Origin of the sequence: Micromonospora sp. NPDC004551 (assembly GCF_040609975.1) — a bacterium.
Classification (GTDB): Bacteria; Actinomycetota; Actinomycetes; order Mycobacteriales; family Micromonosporaceae; genus Micromonospora.
In genome coordinates this window covers 49,826-67,909 of record NZ_JBEXLM010000022.1, presented here as the reverse complement: position 1 = coordinate 67,909, position 18,084 = coordinate 49,826, and the positions used below count along the sequence as shown (strand labels likewise).

General features: G+C 75.2%; 17 protein-coding genes and 1 pseudogene. 8 read left to right on the top strand and 10 right to left on the bottom strand.

Annotated elements, in window-relative coordinates; all coding sequences use genetic code 11:
- Nucleotides 1–21 precede the first annotated feature (21 nt).
- Both ABZW14_RS23815 and ABZW14_RS23810 read right to left on the bottom strand, forming a co-directional pair.
- Entirely contained in the window at nucleotides 22–1,341 is a 1,320-nt protein-coding gene (locus ABZW14_RS23815) for an extracellular solute-binding protein (protein WP_355350417.1), read from the bottom strand.
- A 138-nt stretch (nucleotides 1,342–1,479) separates the two neighbouring features.
- Nucleotides 1,480–3,024 (bottom strand): TROVE domain-containing protein, encoded by a 1,545-nt coding sequence (locus tag ABZW14_RS23810; protein ID WP_355350415.1) that lies wholly within the window; start codon nucleotides 3,022–3,024, stop codon nucleotides 1,480–1,482.
- A 446-nt stretch (nucleotides 3,025–3,470) separates the two neighbouring features.
- Between ABZW14_RS23810 and ABZW14_RS23805 the strand changes: the two genes are divergently transcribed.
- Complete coding sequence (locus ABZW14_RS23805; RefSeq protein WP_355350413.1) at nucleotides 3,471–4,304, top strand: phosphoribosylaminoimidazolesuccinocarboxamide synthase; 834 nt, start codon at nucleotides 3,471–3,473, stop codon at nucleotides 4,302–4,304.
- 53 nt (nucleotides 4,305–4,357) lie between these two features.
- Nucleotides 4,358–5,296 carry a ribose-phosphate pyrophosphokinase gene (locus ABZW14_RS23800; RefSeq protein ID WP_355350412.1) on the top strand — a complete coding sequence of 313 codons (939 nt, stop codon included), beginning with the start codon at nucleotides 4,358–4,360 and terminating at the stop codon, nucleotides 5,294–5,296.
- Nucleotides 5,297–5,316: 20 nt separating this feature from the next.
- Here the strand turns inward: ABZW14_RS23800 and ABZW14_RS23795 are convergent, their stop codons facing one another.
- Complete coding sequence (locus tag ABZW14_RS23795) at nucleotides 5,317–5,772, bottom strand: ATP-binding protein (RefSeq protein ID WP_355350410.1); 456 nt, start codon at nucleotides 5,770–5,772, stop codon at nucleotides 5,317–5,319.
- 115 nt (nucleotides 5,773–5,887) lie between these two features.
- Between ABZW14_RS23795 and ABZW14_RS23790 the strand changes: the two genes are divergently transcribed.
- Together ABZW14_RS23790 and ABZW14_RS23785 are read left to right on the top strand one after the other, a co-directional pair.
- Nucleotides 5,888–7,012, top strand: a complete 1,125-nt coding sequence (locus tag ABZW14_RS23790) for a DUF5931 domain-containing protein (protein WP_355350408.1) — start codon at nucleotides 5,888–5,890, stop codon at nucleotides 7,010–7,012.
- Nucleotides 7,013–7,023: 11 nt separating this feature from the next.
- A complete protein-coding gene (locus ABZW14_RS23785; RefSeq protein ID WP_355350523.1) occupies nucleotides 7,024–7,656 on the top strand; it encodes a response regulator transcription factor in 633 nt (210 codons plus the stop codon).
- A gap of 3 nt (nucleotides 7,657–7,659) precedes the next feature.
- Here ABZW14_RS23785 and ABZW14_RS23780 read toward each other — a convergent pair whose 3' ends face one another.
- From ABZW14_RS23780 to ABZW14_RS23770, 3 genes are all read right to left on the bottom strand, one after another.
- On the bottom strand, nucleotides 7,660–8,232 hold the full coding sequence (locus ABZW14_RS23780) for a DUF5709 domain-containing protein (protein WP_355350406.1): 573 nt from the start codon (nucleotides 8,230–8,232) through the stop codon (nucleotides 7,660–7,662).
- A gap of 79 nt (nucleotides 8,233–8,311) precedes the next feature.
- Nucleotides 8,312–9,040: an ATP-binding protein gene (locus ABZW14_RS23775; RefSeq protein ID WP_355350404.1), complete on the bottom strand. Its 729-nt coding sequence runs from the start codon at nucleotides 9,038–9,040 to the stop codon at nucleotides 8,312–8,314.
- A 59-nt stretch (nucleotides 9,041–9,099) separates the two neighbouring features.
- Entirely contained in the window at nucleotides 9,100–10,098 is a 999-nt protein-coding gene (locus ABZW14_RS23770) for an SDR family oxidoreductase (protein ID WP_355350402.1), read from the bottom strand.
- Between the two features lie 236 nt (nucleotides 10,099–10,334).
- On the opposite strand from ABZW14_RS23770, the gene ABZW14_RS23765 reads away from it, so the two are divergent.
- The gene (locus ABZW14_RS23765) at nucleotides 10,335–11,588 is read left to right on the top strand and encodes a glycosyltransferase (protein WP_355350400.1); all 1,254 of its coding nucleotides are present in this window, start codon (nucleotides 10,335–10,337) and stop codon (nucleotides 11,586–11,588) included.
- Here ABZW14_RS23765 and ABZW14_RS23760 read toward each other — a convergent pair.
- The 4 genes and pseudogenes from ABZW14_RS23760 to aroA form a co-directional block, all read right to left on the bottom strand.
- A pseudogene (locus ABZW14_RS23760) lies at nucleotides 11,483–12,458 on the bottom strand (hypothetical protein). The gene ABZW14_RS23765 and the pseudogene ABZW14_RS23760 sit on opposite strands and share 106 nt — an antisense overlap.
- Nucleotides 12,459–12,518: 60 nt before the next feature.
- Nucleotides 12,519–13,337 carry a histidinol-phosphatase gene (hisN, locus tag ABZW14_RS23755; RefSeq protein ID WP_355350398.1) on the bottom strand — a complete coding sequence of 273 codons (819 nt, stop codon included), beginning with the start codon at nucleotides 13,335–13,337 and terminating at the stop codon, nucleotides 12,519–12,521.
- Nucleotides 13,338–13,397: 60 nt separating this feature from the next.
- Nucleotides 13,398–14,354, bottom strand: a complete 957-nt coding sequence (gene rsgA / locus ABZW14_RS23750) for a ribosome small subunit-dependent GTPase A (protein ID WP_355350521.1) — start codon at nucleotides 14,352–14,354, stop codon at nucleotides 13,398–13,400.
- 162 nt (nucleotides 14,355–14,516) lie between these two features.
- Nucleotides 14,517–15,818 (bottom strand): 3-phosphoshikimate 1-carboxyvinyltransferase, encoded by a 1,302-nt coding sequence (gene aroA, locus ABZW14_RS23745; RefSeq protein ID WP_355350396.1) that lies wholly within the window; start codon nucleotides 15,816–15,818, stop codon nucleotides 14,517–14,519.
- A 102-nt stretch (nucleotides 15,819–15,920) separates the two neighbouring features.
- Here aroA and ABZW14_RS23740 point away from each other — a divergent pair, with 102 nt between their 5' ends.
- The 3 genes from ABZW14_RS23740 (at nucleotide 15,921) to ABZW14_RS23730 (ending at nucleotide 17,944) form a co-directional block, all read left to right on the top strand.
- Nucleotides 15,921–16,628 carry an SOS response-associated peptidase gene (locus ABZW14_RS23740; RefSeq protein WP_355350394.1) on the top strand — a complete coding sequence of 236 codons (708 nt, stop codon included), beginning with the start codon at nucleotides 15,921–15,923 and terminating at the stop codon, nucleotides 16,626–16,628.
- 210 nt (nucleotides 16,629–16,838) lie between these two features.
- Entirely contained in the window at nucleotides 16,839–17,231 is a 393-nt protein-coding gene (locus tag ABZW14_RS23735) for a WhiB family transcriptional regulator (RefSeq protein ID WP_355350392.1), read from the top strand.
- Nucleotides 17,232–17,329: 98 nt separating this feature from the next.
- Nucleotides 17,330–17,944: an alpha/beta family hydrolase gene (locus ABZW14_RS23730; protein ID WP_355350390.1), complete on the top strand. Its 615-nt coding sequence runs from the start codon at nucleotides 17,330–17,332 to the stop codon at nucleotides 17,942–17,944.
- The last annotated feature ends 140 nt before the right edge of the window (nucleotides 17,945–18,084 follow it).

The window sequence follows — 18,084 nt, the reverse complement described above, 5'->3', positions numbered from 1 at the left end:
CCGGGCCGCAGCGGGCGGCCCTCATTCGGCCAGGGCGGCCGCCGCCTGCGCCATGAACCGCGAGGTCGCGGTGCGGGCGCCCGCGCGCTTGGCGCGGATGCTCTCGGCCGCGTCGATGAGCAGGGTACGCACCTTGGCGTGCCCCTTCGGCGGCGGCGCGGGCGCCGGCCCGGCCAGCTCGGCCAGCTCGGCGCCGAGGGCCACCACCCGTTTCTCGGTGCGGTCGGTGACGCCGTCGACGACGAACGTGCGGACCGGCACGGCGGCGTTCAGGCCGCGCTCGATGCCCAGGATCCGGCCGGCCGCCACGTTGGTGGTCAGGAAGTTGATCACGTCGATGACCACACCCGGGTGGCGGCTGCCGCGGAAGGCGGCCCAGTACATGGACGCCCGGGGCCACTGCGCCGCCGGGGTGCCCGGGAAGGCGGTCACGCCCAGCTCGTCGTCAGTGAGCCGTTGCAGCTCCGGAAGCTGGTGCGACCAGGCGAACGAGGCGGCCGCGTGGCCGGTGACCACGAGCTGGCGGGCCAGCTCGCCGCTGTCCGCCTGCTCGACCAGGGCGGCGCTGGGGGTGGCCCGGTCGTACCGGGCGACCTCCCAGAACTCGAACCAGTCGAGCAGCTCGCCGGAGCTGAAGCCGAGCTGCCGCCCCTGGTACAGCTCGCTGCCCTGGCCGCGGAGCCAGAGCCACAGCGCGCGGTAGTCGCCCGACGGGTCCATGGTGCCGGCCACCCGGTTGCCGGAGGTGCGGGTGACCCGGGCGGCCCACCGGGCGTACTCCCGCCAGGACATGCCGGTGTGCGGTTCGGGCAACCGCAGCCGGCGCAGCAGGTCGCGGTTGTAGACGAGCGCGGCGTTGGTCTGCGCGGCGGGCACGGCCACGGTCCGCTCGTCCACCCGCCCGTACCGGGCCAGGTGCTCGGGCAGGCCGCGCAGGTCGAGCCGGTTGTCGGCGACGTGGGCGGTGAGGTCGAGGACGATCTGCCGGTGGGCGTACTCGGTGAGCAGCGTGTCGTCGATCTGGAACAGGTCGGGCACGTTGCCGCCGGTGGCCTGGGTGGCCAGCCGGTCGTAGTAGCCGGCCAGCCCCTGCCAGGTGACCCGGAAGCTGACCCGGGGATTCTGCTGGGAGTAGAGGCCCAGCGCCTTCTCGGTGGCCTCGGCCCGCCGGGCCCCGCCCCACCAGAACACCGACAGCTCGATCGGACCGTCCGCCACCGGGGCCTCCGCCTCCGGGCCGCAGCCGGCCAGCCCGCCGGCGAGCAGCGGCAGCCCGGTCAGCGCGCCGAGCAGCCGCCGCCGGTCGACGCCGGGGCGGGGTACGGGGGGCGGTGCGCGCACGGGTCTCTCCCGGGGTGCGGGCGGCTGCTGCGGACGGACCATTTACACAGGCGCCGGGTGGAGGTGTCAACGTCGCCGGGCACGGGGTCCCACCCCGCCTGCGGCGTCGGCCTCAGCGGGCCGACGCCGCGGCGGAGGTTAGAACGGCCACCGGTCGCGGGATCCGGCCTCGATGAGCGGGATCATCGCGAACGCGGCGTCGGACAGCCCGCCGAACGTGTGCCGGTTCCCGGCCGCCGGCGTGTGCGCGACCCGGTATCCGGCCAGGTTCCACGTGTACACCGGAACCTGTGCGGGCACCGCGGCCGCCACGTCCGCCGAGCCGTGCCAGTGCGCCTGCTCGTCGGTGAGGATGACCACCCGGTCGTGCCGGGCGTAGTGCGTCCGCACCGCCTGCTCGGTCTCCGTCCCGCCGCCGTAGAAGTAACCGCCCTCCTTGAATCGGCGCACGGCCGCCAGCACCGACTCACCCGCCACGGTCGGGAACACCCGGGTGGCGTTCGAGAACGACACCACCGTGGCGTCCTGCGCGCGGGCGGCCAGCGCGAGCCCGAACACGGTGGCCGCGTCCCAGCAGCGCAGCGTGCCGTCCTTGCTGAACGCGCTGGTCATCGACCCGGACGTGTCGATGAGGATCAGGGTTCGACCGTCCAGTGCGGGTACGTTCGCCAGCGCGTGCTGCAAGGCCTTCTCCAACGGGTACGCCCACCGCAGGCTCGGCGCCGCGTTGTGTGCCGACAGGAAGCGCATCGGCAGGACGCGCGACCGGGCGACCTCGCCGGGGTCGGACAGCTTCGCCGCCACCGTCTCGGCGACGGCGTCACCGACACCGGCCCGGTCGAAGTTGCGCAGGTTGCGCAGCAGCGCCAGGTAACCCATGGTCGGGATGATCGCCTCCCACGCCGCGGCGTCCATGGTGGTCTGCCGCCAGCCGGCGAGCGCCTCCCACGTCATGCCGGCCGCGCCCAGCACCGCCGGGTCGGTGACCTCCCGGCGCCGCTGCACCGGCAACGCCATCAGCTCGGCCCGGGCCGCCAGCAGCGTCAGCGACGACGGCAGCGGGTTGTCCCGCTTGTGTCGCCGGTCCAGCGCGTGCCGGAACAGGTCACCCTGCCGGTCGTCCGTCGCCCTCGGGTGGGTGAGGTCGATGACGTCACCGAACCGGACGGCGCTGCTGCCGGAGTCGTACTTGAGCAGGCTGCGCTGGTGATAGAGCCGCCCGACCGCATCCGCGACGCCCCGCTTGACCGGCTTCGGCAGCGCCCGGCCGTAACGCCCCAGCCAGTACGCCAGCGCCTCGCCCGGCTCGTCGGCACGCTGCAGCGCCGCGTTCACGACCGCCCGGGAGCCCGGCACGCCCGCCGCGACCTGCGCATGGGCGCCCTCCAGGGCCGCCACCACCGACGCCGACCGCAGCATGGCACCGGTACGCAGCCACGGCACGAACCGGGCGAACCGGTCGGGGTCGGCGACCGCGATGGCGGCGACCAGGTCACGGAAGCGGGCGTCCCGGTCGGCGGCCGCCTCGTAGAAGGTGTCCTCGCCGACCATGTTCGACACGGCCAGGAGGAACAGCTCGGTGCGCGGCTCGCGGGTGAAGCCCGGCGCGCCCTCGGCGGTCACGATCCCGTCGCGCCGGTTCCGGCGCGGCTTGCGGTTGAGCTTGGCCATCACGTCCCCCATGTCGGTCGAGGCCGGAGGACGCCACCACACCGCATACCCGAGGTCGGAAGTCGGCGACGGACTGCCCGCCGCTCTGTCCGATTGAGCTATCGGCCCGAGGGCCTCGGGGGACTCGAACCCCCAACCTGCGGGTCCCGAAGTAACCGTCGCCTGCGCACCGGGTATGCGGCGTGGTCGCGCCTCCCGAGATCTTCAGCGGCGACGGCGACTGGCCCTTGCGGGCCATAGGTGACCTGGGCCGCTGGTCGACACCGCCGCGAGGCGGCGGCGGGATTCGAACCCGCGTCTCCCCGTTATGAGCGGAGTAGCCGTTGCCTGGCGCACCGGGAGGTGCGGAAAGGGACGGTAGGGCACCGCACGCGCCTCGGCAACACAAAATCCCCGGCGGCACGGGACGATCGGTGGCCGCACCGGGCGCCGCCGTTGCGCATGGTGTACTAGGCGCCGTGGAACTTCTGCACTCGGGCAAGGTCCGGGACGTCTACGCCGACGGCGAGGACCTGATCCTGGTCGCCTCCGACCGCGTCTCCATCTACGACGTGGCGCTGCCGACGCCGATCCCGGACAAGGGCCGCCTGCTCACCGCGCTGTCGCTGTGGTGGTTCGAGCAGCTGGCCGACCTGGTGCCGAACCACGTCATCTCGGCCACCGACGTGCCGGCGGAGTTCGCCGGCCGGGCGATCCGCTGCCGGCGGCTGGAGATGGTCCCGGTCGAGTGCGTCGCCCGGGGCTACCTCACCGGCGGCGGCTTCGCCGAGTACCGGCGCACCGGCTCGGTCTCCGGCGTCGAGTTGCCCCGCGGCCTGGTGGAGGCGTCGATCCTGCCCGAGCCGATCTTCACGCCGTCGACCAAGGCGCCCAAGGGCGAGCACGACGAGCCGATCACCTACGCCGAGGTGGTCGACAAGGTGGGCGCGGAGACCGCCGAGCGGCTGCGGCAGATCACCATCGACGTCTACCGGCGGGGCGCGGAGGTCGCCGCCGACCGGGGCATCCTGATCGCCGACACCAAGATCGAGCTGGGCTGGGCGCCGGACGGCACCCTGATCCTCGCCGACGAGCTGCTCACCTCCGACTCGTCCCGGTTCTGGCCGGCCGAGTCCTACCAGCCGGGTCGCGCCCAGTTCTCCTTCGACAAGCAGTACGTGCGCGACTGGGCCACCGGCAGCGGCTGGGACCGTCAGCCGCCCGCCCCGGAGGTGCCCGCCGAGGTGGTCGAGGCGACCCGGGCCCGCTACGTCGAGGTCTACGAGAAGCTCACCGGCAACCGCTGGGCCTGAGCACGCGGGAGCGTCCTCCGCCGGGCACCCGCCCACCCGTACGATCGGCAGACGTGCGTGACATTGCCGTGTTCAGCGGGACCGCCCACCCGGACCTCGCCGCCGAGATCTGTGCCCACCTCGACGTCCCGCTGCACCCCGTGCGGGTGTCCCGGTTCGCCAACGACTGCCTCGAGGTGCAGTTGCAGGCGAACTGCCGGGAGCGTGACGTCTTCCTCATCCAGCCGCTGGTGCCGCCGGTGCAGGAGCACCTTGTCGAGCTGCTGCTCATGATCGACGCGGCCCGCGGCGCGTCCGCCGGCCGGATCACCGTGGTGCTGCCGCACTACGCGTACGCGCGGTCGGACAAGAAGGACGCCCCGCGCATCTCCATCGGTGGCCGGCTGGTCGCCGACCTGCTCACCTCGGCCGGCGCGGACCGGGTGCTCGCCATGACCCTGCACTCGCCGCAGGTGCACGGCTTCTTCAGCGTGCCGGTGGACCACCTGCACGCGCTGCGCGAGCTGGCCGCCCACTTCCGGGGCCGGGACCTGAGCAACACCGTCGTGGTCTCGCCGGACCTGGGCAACGCCAAGGAGGCGGCGGCGTTCGCCCGGATGCTCGGCACCCCGGTGGCGGCCGGCGCGAAGCAGCGGTACAGCGACGACCGGGTGCAGATCAGCACGATCATCGGCGAGGTGGCCGACCGGGACGTCATCGTGCTGGACGACGAGATCGCCAAGGGCAGCACGGTCATCGAGCTGATGAGCCACCTGCGCGAGCGGCAGGTTCGCTCGATCCGGCTGGCCTGCACCCACGGCCTGTTCTCCAGCGGCGCGCTGAAGCGGCTCAGCGAGCAGGACGGGGTGCTGGAGATCGTCTGCACCAACACGGTGCCGATCCCGGAGGACAAGCGGGTGCCGAAGCTGGAGGTGCTCTCGGTGGCGCCGGCCCTGGCCGAGGCGATGCGGCGGATCCACAACGGCGAGTCGGTGAGCGCCCTCTTCGGCTGAGGTCGGGCGCGGCCGCCCGGTCAGTCGTCGGCGACGGCCTGGGCGGCCAGCGCCGTGGTGATCCGGACGACCGTGCCGGCCTCGCCGGTCTCCACCGCCATGGTGTCGCTCAGTTCCCGGGCGAGCCAGAGGCCCCAGCCGCCGGCGGTGTCCGGTGCGGGCCGGGCGCGGTCGCTGAGCCGCTGCACGCTGATCCCGTGGCCGTGGTCGGCGACCTCGCAGACCAGCTCGCCGGGGCGGCGCCACAGCCGCAGCCGCCCCTGGCCACCACCGTGCCGGACCGCGTTGGTGATCAGCTCGTTGACCGCCAGCACGAAGTCGTCCAGCCGTTGCCCGAGCAACCCCGCCGCGTGCGCGCAGGAGGTGACCGAGTGCCGTAGCTCGGTCACCTGGGCCTGGGTGAAGGCCTCGGCGATGAGGAGGGAATGTTCGATGGGCACAACCGTACGCGGTGCGGGGGGTTCTGCGTTCGTCATGGCCCCGTCCCGACGATGGATCTCGGTGATTTTCGCGGCATTTCCACCGTACGTCAGGGTTTCTCGCGCCGCACCTCACGGGCTGCCGGTGCGCGGCTGTGGCAGGGTGTCCCGCATGCCGTCGTCCCCGGGTGGCCTGGAGGGCCCGCTGTGGCGGTCCATCGCGGTGTTCCGCTTCGCCTCGCTGGCGTACGTGGGGGTGCTGGTGCTCCGCGACGCCCACCGCTACGCGCACCCGGTCGCCGCCGGCGGCGTACTCCTGGGGATGCTGGCCTGGTCCGGGGCGGCCACGGCCGGCTACGCGCGGCCCTCCGGCCGGCGCTGGCCCCTGCTCCTGGCCGACCTCGGCGTGGTGCTGGCGATCATGCTGGCCACGCCGTGGGTTGTCGGCCGCGCGGCGCTCGCCGCCGGCGTGCCCACCCTGACCGTCGCCTGGCTGGCCGGGCCGGTGCTGGCCTGGGCGGTCTCCGGCGGCCGGCGGCGCGGCGCGGTGGCGGCGCTGGTACTCGGCGGGGTCGACCTGGCCACCCGGGAGCGGATCAGCCAGTCCTCGCTCACCGGGGTGATCCTCATGCTGCTGGCCGGTGTGGTGGTGGGGCACGTGGCCCGGCTCGCCGTGGAGGCCGAGGCGCGGCTGGAGCGGGCGGTGGAGCTGGAGGCGGCCACCCGGGAGCGGGAGCGGCTGGCCCGGGACATCCACGACTCGGTGCTCCAGGTGCTGGCGCTGGTGCGGCGGCGCGGGGCGGACCTGGACGGCGAGGCCGCCGAGCTGGCCCGGCTGGCCGGTGAGCAGGAGGCCGCGCTGCGCGCGCTGATCGGCCGGGCGGGCGCCGCCCCGGACGGCACGGGCGGCGACCGGGACCTGCGGGACCTGCTCGACCGGTACGCCTCGGCGGTGGTGCAGGTGGCCGCGCCGGCCACCCCGGTGCCGCTGCCCGACCGGCTGGCCGGTGAGCTGGCCGCCGCGGTCGGCGCGGCCCTGGACAACGTGGCCCGGCACGCCGGCGGGCGGGCCTGGGTGCTGATCGAGGACGAGGGGGAGACGGTGACCGTCTCGGTACGCGACGAGGGGCCGGGGATCCCGGACGGGCGGCTGGCCGAGGCCGCCGCGCAGGGCCGGCTCGGGGTGGCGCAGTCCATCCGGGGCCGGGTGGCCGACCTGGGCGGCGAGGTGCGCATCGTCTCCGCCCCGGGCGCCGGCACCGAGATCGAGCTGACCGTGCCGCGGGGTGGCCGGTGAGCATCCGGGTGATGGTGGTCGACGACCACCCGATGTGGCGGGAGGGCGTGGCCCGCGACCTCACCGAGGCCGGTCACCTGGTGGTGGCGACCAGCGGGGAGGGGCGCCAGGCGGTCCGGGTGGCCGCGGCGGCCCGCCCGGACGTGGTCGTGCTCGACCTGCAACTGCCGGACGTCTCCGGCGTCGAGGTGATCCAGGGGCTGCGCGCCGTGCTGCCCGAGGTACGGGTGCTGATGCTGTCGGCCAGTGGCGAGCCGCAGAGCGTGCTGGACGCGGTCAAGGCCGGCGCCACCGGCTACCTGCTGAAGTCGGCCGCGCCGGCCGAGTTCCTGGACGCGGTACGCCGGACGGCGGCCGGTGAGCCGGTCTTCACCCCGGGCCTGGCCGGACTGGTGCTGGGGGAGTACCGGCGGCTGGCCGCCGCGCCGGCCGCCCCGCACGACGAGGCACCCCGGCTCACCGAGCGGGAGACCGAGGTGCTGCGTCTGGTGGCGAAGGGCCTGTCGTACAAGCAGATCGCCGAGCGGCTCGGGCTGTCGCACCGGACGGTGCAGAACCACGTGCAGAACACGCTCGGCAAGCTCCAGCTGCACAACCGGGTCGAGCTGACCCGGTACGCGATCGAGCGGGGCCTGGACGACTGAGGGTCAGCTCGCCGCGGGCGGCCGGGTCTCGTGGACGGCCAGTTCCTCCGCGGTCGCCCCGCCCCCGGCCGCGCCGGCGTCGTAGGCGACGTTGTCGGTCTCCTGGTCGGTGTGTGCGCCCTCGTCCGGCTCGACCAGCCGCCCCACCTGGTGGTCGGCGACCGTGCCGAGCTGCCCGTGGTCGTAGATGGAGACCGGGGAGTGCGGGTCGGAGGTCGGGCCCGGGTCGATCACGTCGGCGTCGAGCTGGGCCTGCGCGGCGGCCTCCTCGCTGTCCGCCTCGGCGGCGATGTCCGGGTCGACCGGGCCGGCCAGCGGGTCGTCGGCGGGCCGCTCGTACTGCTCGCGCTGGAGCTTGTAGTCGAGCGACTCCCCGTCGAGCTGCTCCTCGGCCGTGGTGCCGAAGCGGTCCACGGCCACGGGGGTGCGGTCGGCGGGCAGCTGGGCCGGGTCCGGCCCGTCCGCCTCGCGCCCGGTCAGGACGTCGTCGTCGGCGGTCGAGTCGTCGTCGGCGGTGCCGGGCAGGCCGTTCGCCTCGGTGTCGGACACGGGGGCGGGGTACTCGTCGTCGCGCATGACGGGGAACTACCCACTGCGCTCGCCCGATTAACCGCAGCGGGCGGGGTGGATCGGGAGGAACGGGGCGAAAAGGGCCTCAGTTCCGGAGCGGGGCCTCGTCCTCGGCGTGCAGCACGCACCAGACCACCTTGCCGTCGGGAAGCGGTGTGGTGCCCCAGTGCCGGGCCACCGTGTCGATGAGCAGCAGCCCCCGGCCGCCGGTGGAGGTGACCGGGGCCAGCCCCGCGTACGCCGGCCGCCGCCCGGAGTGGTCCCGGACCGCCAGGTGCAGCGTGCTGTCCTGGGGCGCCACCCGGACGGTCATCGGCGTACCGGCGTGCGCGACCACGTTGTTGACCATCTCGGTGACCGCGATGGCGGCGGGCTCGACCAGTTCCGGTACGCCCCACCGGGCGCAGCCGTCGGTGACCAGCGCCCGCGCCTCCCGGGCCGCCGACACCACCGGGAGCAGGTCGGCCGTGAGCACCGCGGCGAGCGGCGCGTCGCGCAGTGCGGTCTGCGCCGCGTCGAGGGACCGGTGCACCGGCGCGGCGCAGACCGGCCGGCCGGCCGGGTCGAAGACCAGCAGGCCGGCGGCCGGCCAGTCGACCGCCACACGGTGCACCTCGTCGAGGACGCCCCAGGCCGCAGGGTCGGCGATCCGCACCCGGGACAGGTCGACGATCGCCGCGCCGGGCCGCCGCCAGAGCCGGGCGAGCAGCGCGTCCCGGACCGCGCCGAACCCGGCCAGGTCCAGGACGCCGGTCAGCCGGATGACCGCGGAGGACTCGTCCGTCTCCACGAGGCAGCGCACGTCCGTCGGCATGATCGTCCCATTGTGCATGGCCGCCCCCCGGCGCGCATCAGTCCGGTCGGCGGGACTCATCAGCGCTCCGTCCGGGAACGCCGGCTCATCGCCGCCATCGTGCCGACTGCGGTACCGGCCGCCGCCAGCCCGAAGGCCGCCGTCAGCCGGAGCAGCTGGCCGCGCCGGCCCTGCCAGCCGTCGGTCCGCTCGGCCGCCGCGTCGGCGCGGAAGACGTTGCCGGTGGCGTCCAGGCGGGCGCCGGGGCCGAACTGGGTGCGCGCCGTGTACCAGCCGAGCGCCCGCTCCGCCAGCGCCGGGGCGAGCCGCCACTGGAGCCCCAGGAGCCGGGCCGCGCCACCGGCGTACGCCTCGCGGCGCGGGCGGCGCAGCAGCCGGACGATCGTCTCGGCCACCAGGTCCGGTGGGTAGACCGGTGGCGGCGGGGTCAGCTCCCGCCCGGTGTGGTTGGCGGCGTGCCGGAAGAACGGGGTGTCGATGCTGGCCGGGAGCACCGTGCAGAGCGAGATGTGGCCCCGGCCGGTGACCCGCAGTTCCTGCCGGACCGTGTCGGCCAGTCCCCGGATGGCGTGCTTCGTGGCGTTGTACGCCGACTGGTACGGCATGGCGACCTCGGCCAGCACCGAGGCGTTGTTGACCAGCACCCCGCCGCCGGCCGCGTCGAGCCACGGCAGCGCCGCCTTGCTGCCGTAGACGGTGCCGAGCAGGTTCACCTCGACCACCCGGCGGAACTCGGTCACCGGGATCTCGTCGAAGAGACCGACGGTGCCCACCGCCGCGTTGTTGACCCAGCCGTCGATCCGCCCGAACTCGGCCGCCGCCCGTGCCGCGAGCCGCTCCACCGCCTCCGGGTCGGTCACGTCGGTCGGCACCACGAGGGCCCGCCCGCCCAGCTCCCGGCAGCGGTCGGCGACCCGGCGCAGCGCCTCCTCGGTCCGGGCGGCCAGCACGACGTCGGCACCGCGCCGGGCCAGCGCGTACGCGGTGGCCGCGCCGATCCCGCTGGAGGCGCCGGTGATCACGATCGTGGCGTCGTCGAGGCTGCGGGTGAGAGGCATTCTCCGCCGGTACCCCCGGTCCGGCCGGGTCATGCCGACGGAGTCGCCCGGATCACGGTTGCCGGGGGTCCGGGCGGGGCAGATTGCCACGAACCCGACCGGGCCGCGTTGTCCCGTTCGTGCGACGGTCCGTCGGGCGGGCTCCCGATCTGCCAGGTTTCGGCGCACCGGGGTCTGGTTAATGGGACCCTCTGACCGGAGGACCCACCGCTCGCGAGAACGCATGGAGGTGCACCATGCGCGTCGGCCTTGTGTGCGCGCACGCCGGCCCGTCCGTCGACGGTCCCACCGTCGGGACGCACCAGCACATCGCGCGGGTGGCGGCCGAGCTCGCCACACGGGGCCACGACGTCCGGGTGTACGAGCGCCGTGACGCGCGGGGCCAGGAGTCCGTCGACGTGGACGGCTACCACCTGGAGCGGGTCCCCGTCGGCCCGCCCGCCCCGCTGCCCACCGCCGAGCTGGTCCCGTACGTCACCGAGTTCGGCCGCTGGCTGGCGCAGCGGTGGGCCGGCGACTGGGCCCCCGAGGTGGTGCACGGGCACTACTGGGTCGGCGGGCTGGCCGCGGCCCACGCCGTCCGCGAGACCGACATCCCGGTCGTGCAGACCTTCCACTCGCTCGGTGTCGAGCAGCTGCGCCACCTCGGCCGCGGGTACGACGGGCCGGGGGAGCGGATCCCCCTGGAACGGGCGCTGACCCGGGCCGTGGACATCGCGGTCGCCCAGTGCAACGACGAGGTCGACGAGCTGACCCGGATGGGACTCCAGCGGACCTCGGTGGCGATGGTGCCGACCGGGGTGGACACCGCGCAGTTCCACCCGGACGGTGAGGCGGCCCCCCGCGACCAGCGGGCGCGCATCCTCTCCGTCGGCGGGCTCGCGGCCGGCCACGGCCAGGAGGACCTGATCCGGGCCATGCGGCTGGTCGGCGACGCCGAGCTGGTGATCGCCGGTGGCCCGCCGGCCGAGCAGCTCGCCGGCCACGCCGAGGCGCGCCGGCTGCGCGAGCTGGCCGAGCGGACCGGGGTGGCCGAGCAGGTGAAGCTGGTCGGCGCGGTTCCGCACGACCAGATGGCCACCTGGTACCGCTCCGCCGACGTGGTCGCCTGCACCCCGCACTACTCGTCCGCCGGCCGGGTGTCGCTGGAGGCGATGGCCTGCGGCGTCCCGGTGGTCGGCTACGCCATGGGCGGTATCGCCGACGCGGTGGTCGACGAGGTGACCGGCAAGCTGGTGCCGCCCGGAGACGTGCGCACCCTCGGGGTCACCCTGCGCCGGATCCTCGCCGACAACGCCGGGCGGTTCGCCTACGGACACGCCGCGGTGGACCGGGTGCGGTGCAGCTACACCTGGGAACGCACGGCGGGCGCGCTGGAGCGGCTCTACGAGCGGGTCATCGGGCGGCGCAAGCCGGCCGAGCCGGCCGTCGAGGCCCCCCGCCCCGTCGAGGTGGCCGCCGAGCAGCGCGGCCCCGTCGAGGCGGCCTGAGACTCAGCGCCGGGCGCGGACCGCCGAGCCGGCACCGATCATGGACCGCTCCCGGTTGCGGGCCACCGTGTGGTGGTGCTGCGGCTCGGCGTAGCGGGTCAGGCCGACCACCGCGGCCAGCGTGGCCAGGAAGCCGATCCCGGCCAGCCACTCCCGCCCCGGCCAGATCCTGTCGTTGAGCAGCAGCAGGCCGATGACCGCCGCGGGCACCGCGCCGGCGGCGTCCATGGCGGCCACGGCGGCGGTGGTCGAGCCGCGCTGCATGGCCAGGCCGAGCAGGAGCTGGCCGACCACCGAGTGGGCGATCAGCAGGTAGAGCAGCGGGTCGCGGACGAACGCCTCCGCCGAGTCGGCCGAGGCGAGCGGCCGGGCCGCCACCGCCGCGGCGGAGAAGGCCATCCCGGCCAGCGATCCCAGCACCACCGAGCCCGGTGCGCCGTGCAGCCGGGCGGCGAAGAAGCCGAGCACGGCGATCACCCCGAGCGCCACCGCCAGGCCGACCAGTCCGGCGGTGCCGAGTTGCCGGGACGGCGCCGGCTCCGCGGACAGCACCAGCGCGATGATCCCGCCGAACAGGAGGACCAGCAGCGCCACCTCGGCGGCCGGCAGGCGCCACTTGAGCACCAGCACGCCGAGCACGGCGGTCACCCCCAGCCCGGCCGCCACGCTGGCCTGGACCAGGAACAGCGGCAGGTCCCGGCGGGCCAGGAACGCCAGCACGAAGCCGACGACCTGGCAGGAGAGCCCGACCAGGTAGGTCCGGTGGCCGGCCAGCCGGAGCAGCAGCCCGGGGTCGAAGGTGTGGTGCACGGTGGTCCGCGCCGCGGCCACCGACTGGAGGAGGTTGGCGAAGCCGTACGCGACGATCATCGCCGCCAGGAAGCACCAACCGGAGGACACCACCTGGCGAGGATAGAGGTTGTCGGCGGGTCAGCGCGCGGCCGGCCGGGCGAGCCGGGCCAGGATGTCGTCGTGCAGCGCGCCGTTGGTGGCGACGGCGCTGTGGTCGCCCGAGGCGTCCCCGGCCGGGGCCGGCCGCCCGGCCAGGTCGGTGACCGTGCCGCCCGCCTCGGTGACGATCGGGACCAGCGCGGCGATGTCCCAGAGCGACAGCTCCGGCTCCACCATCACGTCCAGTGCACCCTCGGCCAGCAGCATGTAGCCGTAGAAGTCGCCGTAGGCCCGGCTGCGCCAGGCGTCCCGCATGACCTGGAGCACCGCGTCCAGCCGGCCGGTCTCCTCCCAGCCCGTCAGCGAGGAGTAGCAGAAGCTGGCGTCGGCCAGGGTGGTCACCCCGGAGACGCGGATCGGCGTGCCCGAGGCCGCGTCGGGACCGGCGAAGGCGCCCGCGCCGCGGGCCGCCCACCAGCGCCGGCCCAGCGCCGGGGCGGACACCAGGCCGAGCACCGGCCGCTCACCCTCCAGCAGCGCGATCAGGGTGGCCCAGACCGGTACGCCCCGGATGAAGTTCTTGGTGCCGTCGATCGGGTCGACGATCCAGCGCCGCCCCTCGGGTCCGGTGGCGGGCTGCTCGCCGTACTCCTCGCCGAGCAGGCCGTCGGCGGGGCGGTGGGTGGCGAGCAGGGCGCGGATCTCCCGCTCGACGGCGGTGTCCGCGTCGGAGACCGGGGTCAGGTCGGGCTTCGAGTCGACCCGCAGGTCGAGGGCGCGGAACCGGGCCGTGGCGACCGCGTCGGCGGCGTCCGCGAGCCGGTGGGCGAGGGCGAGGTCGTCGGCGTACCCGGTCATGCCGGACACGCTAGCGACGCCCGCGCCGCCCCGACCGGCGGGTGGCCCGGGTTCCGCCGGTCAGGAACCGGCGAGCGGATCCCCCGGGTTCCGCTCCGGCTCACGCGGGTCGCCCTCGCCGCTGCGGGAGGCCAGCAGCCGGCGGTACGAGGCCAGCCGGCGCGGGTCCGCCTTGCCGGCGGCCACCCATGCGTCGAGGGCGCAGTCCGCCTCCTCGGCGGTGTGCTGGCAGTTGGCCGGGCAGTCGACCGTCCCCTCGACCAGGTCGGGGAAGCCGTGCAGCAGGCTCTCGGCGGAGACGTGGGCCAGCCCGAAGCTGCGGACGCCCGGGGTGTCGATGATCCAGCCCGGATCGCTGTGCGCCTCCGGCGGCTCAAGGTCGCCGCGCGGTGCCAGGGGCAGCCGGAGCGCCACGGCGCTGGTCGAGGTGTGCCGGCCCCGGCCGATCGCGCTGACCGTGCCGACCGCCCGGTCGGCCTCGGGGACGAGGCGGTTGACCAGCGTCGACTTGCCCACCCCGGAGTGGCCCACCAGCACCGAGACCCGCCCGGCGAGCAGCGCGCGCAGCGCGGCCAGGTCGGAGTCGGGCCGGATCAGCACGTACGGCAGCTCCAGCTCGGTGTAGTAGCCGAGCACCGCCTCCGGGCCGGCCAGGTCGGCCTTGGTCAGGCAGAGCAACGGCTCGATGTCGGCGTCGTACGCGGCCACCAGGCAGCGGTCGATGAACCCGGTGCGCGGCGGCGGGTCGGCGAGCGCGCTGACGATCACGAGCTGGTCGGCGTTCGCCACGACCACGCGTTCGAGGCGCCCCTCGGCGGTGGTGGCGTCGTCCTCCGCGGTGCGCCGCAGCACCGAGCGCCGCTCGGCGATCCGGACGATCCGGGCCAGCGCGCCCGGGGCGCCCGAGGTGTCGCCGACCAGGCTCACCCGGTCGCCCACCACCACCGACTTGCGACCCAGCTCGCGGGCCCGCATGGCGGTCACGGTCGGGTCGTCCGGCCCGGCGTCGGGAAGCACGCAGGTGTAGCGCCCCCGGTCGACGGCGATCACGAACCCGTCGACGGCGTCCTCGTGCCGGGGCCGGGTGCGCGTACGCGGGCGCGAGGACTTCCCCGGTCGCACCCGGACGTCGTCCTCGTCGTACTCCCGCCGCCTGGTCGCCAGGACGTCCCCCCGTCGTCAGCTCTTGCCGGTCACCATCCCCGACCATAGTGCCGGGAACTCCGGCATGGTCTTCGAGGTGCAGGAGACGTCGTCGACCTCGATGCCGGGGACGGCCAGCCCGGCCACCGCCGCGGCGTGCGCCATCCGGTGGTCGTCGTAGGTGCGGAAGGTCCCGCCGCGCAGCGGGCGGGGCCGGATCTCCAGCCCGTCGGTGGTCTCGGTGAGGTCGGCGCCCAGTGCGGTGAACTCCTTCGCCAGGGCGGCGACCCGGTCGGTCTCGTGCCCGCGGATGTGCCCTACGCCGGTCAGCCGGGACGGCGAGTCGGCGAGCATGGCCAGCGCCGTCAGCACCGGGGTCAGCTCGCCGACGTCGGAGAGGTCGGCGTCCAGCCCGCGGACCGTGCCGGTGCCCCGCACGGTCAGACCGGCGGTGCCCAGCGTCACCTCGCCGCCCATCCGGTGCAGCAGCCCGCGCAGCTGCTCGACCGGCTGGAGACTGCTGCGGGGCCAGCCCTGGAGGGTCACCTCACCGCCGGTGACCAGGGCGGCGGCGAAGAACGGCGCCGCTCCGGAGAGGTCGGGCTCGATCTCCCAGCCCCGACCGGTCAGCGGGCCGGGCTCGACCGCCCAGACGTCGCGGGTGGCGTCGTCGACGGCGGCTCCGGCGGCGCGCAGCATCTGCACGGTCATCCGCAGGTGCGGCGCGGAGGGCACCGGTGGCCCCTCGTGCCGGACGACCAGGCCCCGCTCGAAGCGCGGCCCGGCCAGCAGCAGCCCGGAGACGAGCTGGCTGGAGGCGGAGGCGTCGATGACCACCTCGCCGCCGGTGACCCGGCCGGCGCCGAGGACGGTCAGCGGCAGGCTGCCGGCGGGCGGGGCGTCGACGCGGACGCCGAGGGAGCGCAGCGCGCCGATCAGCGGGCCGAGCGGGCGGGTCCGGGCGTGCGGGTCGCCGTCGAAGGTGACCCGGCCCTCGGCCAGCCCGGCCACCGGCGGAAGGAACCGCATCACCGTGCCGGCCAGGCCGACGTCGACGTGCGCCGGGCCGGCCAGCGGGTTCGGCCGGACCAGCCAGCGGTCGTCGTCGGAGACCGACATGTGCGCGCCCAGCTCACGCAGGCCGCCGGCCATCAGCTCGGTGTCGCGGGCGCGCAGCGGCCGGTCGAGCGTCGACGGGCCGCTGGCCAGCGCGCCGAGCACCAGGGCCCGGGCGGTCATCGACTTGGAGCCGGGCAGGCGCAGTGTCGCGGCGACCGGGTCGCTCGCGGTCGGCGCGGTCCACGGCTGCGGCGGACGCGTCGCGGTCAGATTCCCCACCCCTACATTCTGCCAACTCCGCAGGCTGGTGGAACCGCCCGTCGTGCCTGCTCCCGGTTGGCGGGACAGCCGGAACGACGGCGGCGGGTTAGCGTTGGCGCCATGTGCGGGAGGTACGCGACGACCCGGAGCGCGGGCGACCTGAGCGCGCTGTTCGAGTCGTCCGACGAGACCGGCGGGGTCGGCCCGGACTTCAACGTCGCCCCGACCGATCCCGTACCGCTGGTCCGGCTGGCCCCCGAGGGGCACCGGCTGCTCTCCGTCGGCCGCTGGGGGCTCGTCCCGCACTGGTCCCGCACCGCCGGGGGCGCCGCCCGCATGATCAACGCGCGGGTGGAGACCGTCGCCACGAGCCGGGCGTACGCGCCGTCGCTCGCCCGCCGGCGCTGCCTGGTCCCGGCCGACGGCTGGTACGAGTGGGTCCGGCAGGCCGACGGCCGGCGGCAGCCCTACTTCATGACCCCGCGCGACGGCTCGGTGCTGGCCTTCGCCGGCATCTGGTCGCTCTGGCAGCCGGAGGGCGAGGCCCGGCTCACCTTCAGTGTGCTGACCACCGCGGCGGTCGGCGAGCTGGCCGAGGTGCACGACCGCATGCCGCTGCTGCTGCCCCGGGAGCGCTGGGCGTCCTGGCTCGGCCCCGCCACCGAGGCCGCCGGGCTGCTCGCGCCGCCCGCCCCGGCCTGGCTCGCCGGGCTGGAGATCCGCCCGGTCTCGCCGGCGGTCGGCGACGTCCGCAACGACGGCCCGGAGCTGACCGCCCGGGTCCCCCTGGCACGTGCGGAGGCAGACACGGAAATGACCCTGTTCTGATCACACTCAGCACATTGTCGTGTGCTGATTTGCCGGGGTTGCGCCTGAAACGTCGCCCGGCCGTTTAGCCATGTTTGCCGGAGGCCCTTGTCCGCGCCTGCGCAAGTGCGATAGAACACAGCGCCGGTGTTGGGCGTCTGTTCGCACGGGGCGGATGACACCCATCGATCCTTCATGATCATTGCCGGTCCCACGGGGGAGGTGGGTGTATTGACACGGGCACGTATGCCCCGCCCGCACGAGGTGGCCGCCGCGCGGCGAGATCCGCGACTGCTGCGGGCCTTGCGCGAGCGGCGTCACGACGAGGCGTGGCGGACCAGAGGAACCTGTCAGAGCGTGGATCCGGAGACGTTCTTTCCGGCGCCCAACGAACCGGCCGACGCGGCCGTGGCGCTCTGCCGCAGTTGCGACGTCCAGGGGTCGTGCCTCGCCTGGGCACTGGAGGTGGGCGACTGCCACGGCGTCTGGGGCGGCACCACACCGCGCGAGCGGCGGGCCATGCTGGTCGCCTGGCGCAGCGAGGTGCAGCCGGATCCGGACGCGCTCGACGAGGCCGGCCCGCCGGTCCGTGACCGCCTGCTCACCTTGGTGCCGTCGCGCTGACACCCGTTCCGCCGTCGCCCGCGTTTTCCCGAAAACGCGGGCGACGCATTTTGCCACCTGACGGCCGCGCCGGCCGGTGTCCTGCGCAGAATGGGCCGGTGCGGCACAGCGACGAGATCGGGACACCCCGCGGACCGGCCCGGATCCACGCCGACCTGCCGGCCGCCGGCACCACCGTGCTGGTGCTCGGCCACGGGGCGGGCGGCGACGTCGACGCCCCGGACCTGGTGGCGGTCCGGGACGCGCTGGTCGGCGCCGGCGCGGGCGTGGTCCGGGTGACCCAGCCGTACCGGGTCGCCGGGCGGCGCGCCCCCGCACCGGCGGGACACCTCGACGAGGCGTGGACGGTGGTGCTGGCCGAACTCCGCGCCCGCCACCCGGAGGCGGCCCGCTGGGTGGTCGGCGGCCGGTCCAGCGGAGCCCGGGTCGCCTGCCGCACGGCGCACGCGGTCGGCGCGGCCGGCATCGTCGCCCTGGCGTTCCCGCTGCACCCGCCGGGGCGGCCGGAGCGCTCCCGGGCCGACGAGCTGCGCACCTGCCTGCCGACGCTGGTCGTCAACGGCGACCGGGACCCGTTCGGGGTGCCCGAGCCCGCGGCCGGCGTCGAGGTGGTGACGCGCCCCGGCGAGCGGCACGACCTGCGCGGCGACCCGGCGGCCACCGCGGCGGTCGTCCGCGACTGGCTCCGCGCCCGCGGCTGGGTCCCGGCCTGACCGGTCCGGGCGACACGCGGTGGCGGCGCGGCGTCGGCGTGACCGTCCGTGGCGGCGGGTCGTTGCTACGGATGGTGTCGGCCGCCCGGTTCGGGCGTCCGGGGCCACCCTCCCAGGCCCTTCCTGGTCCCAGCGTCGGT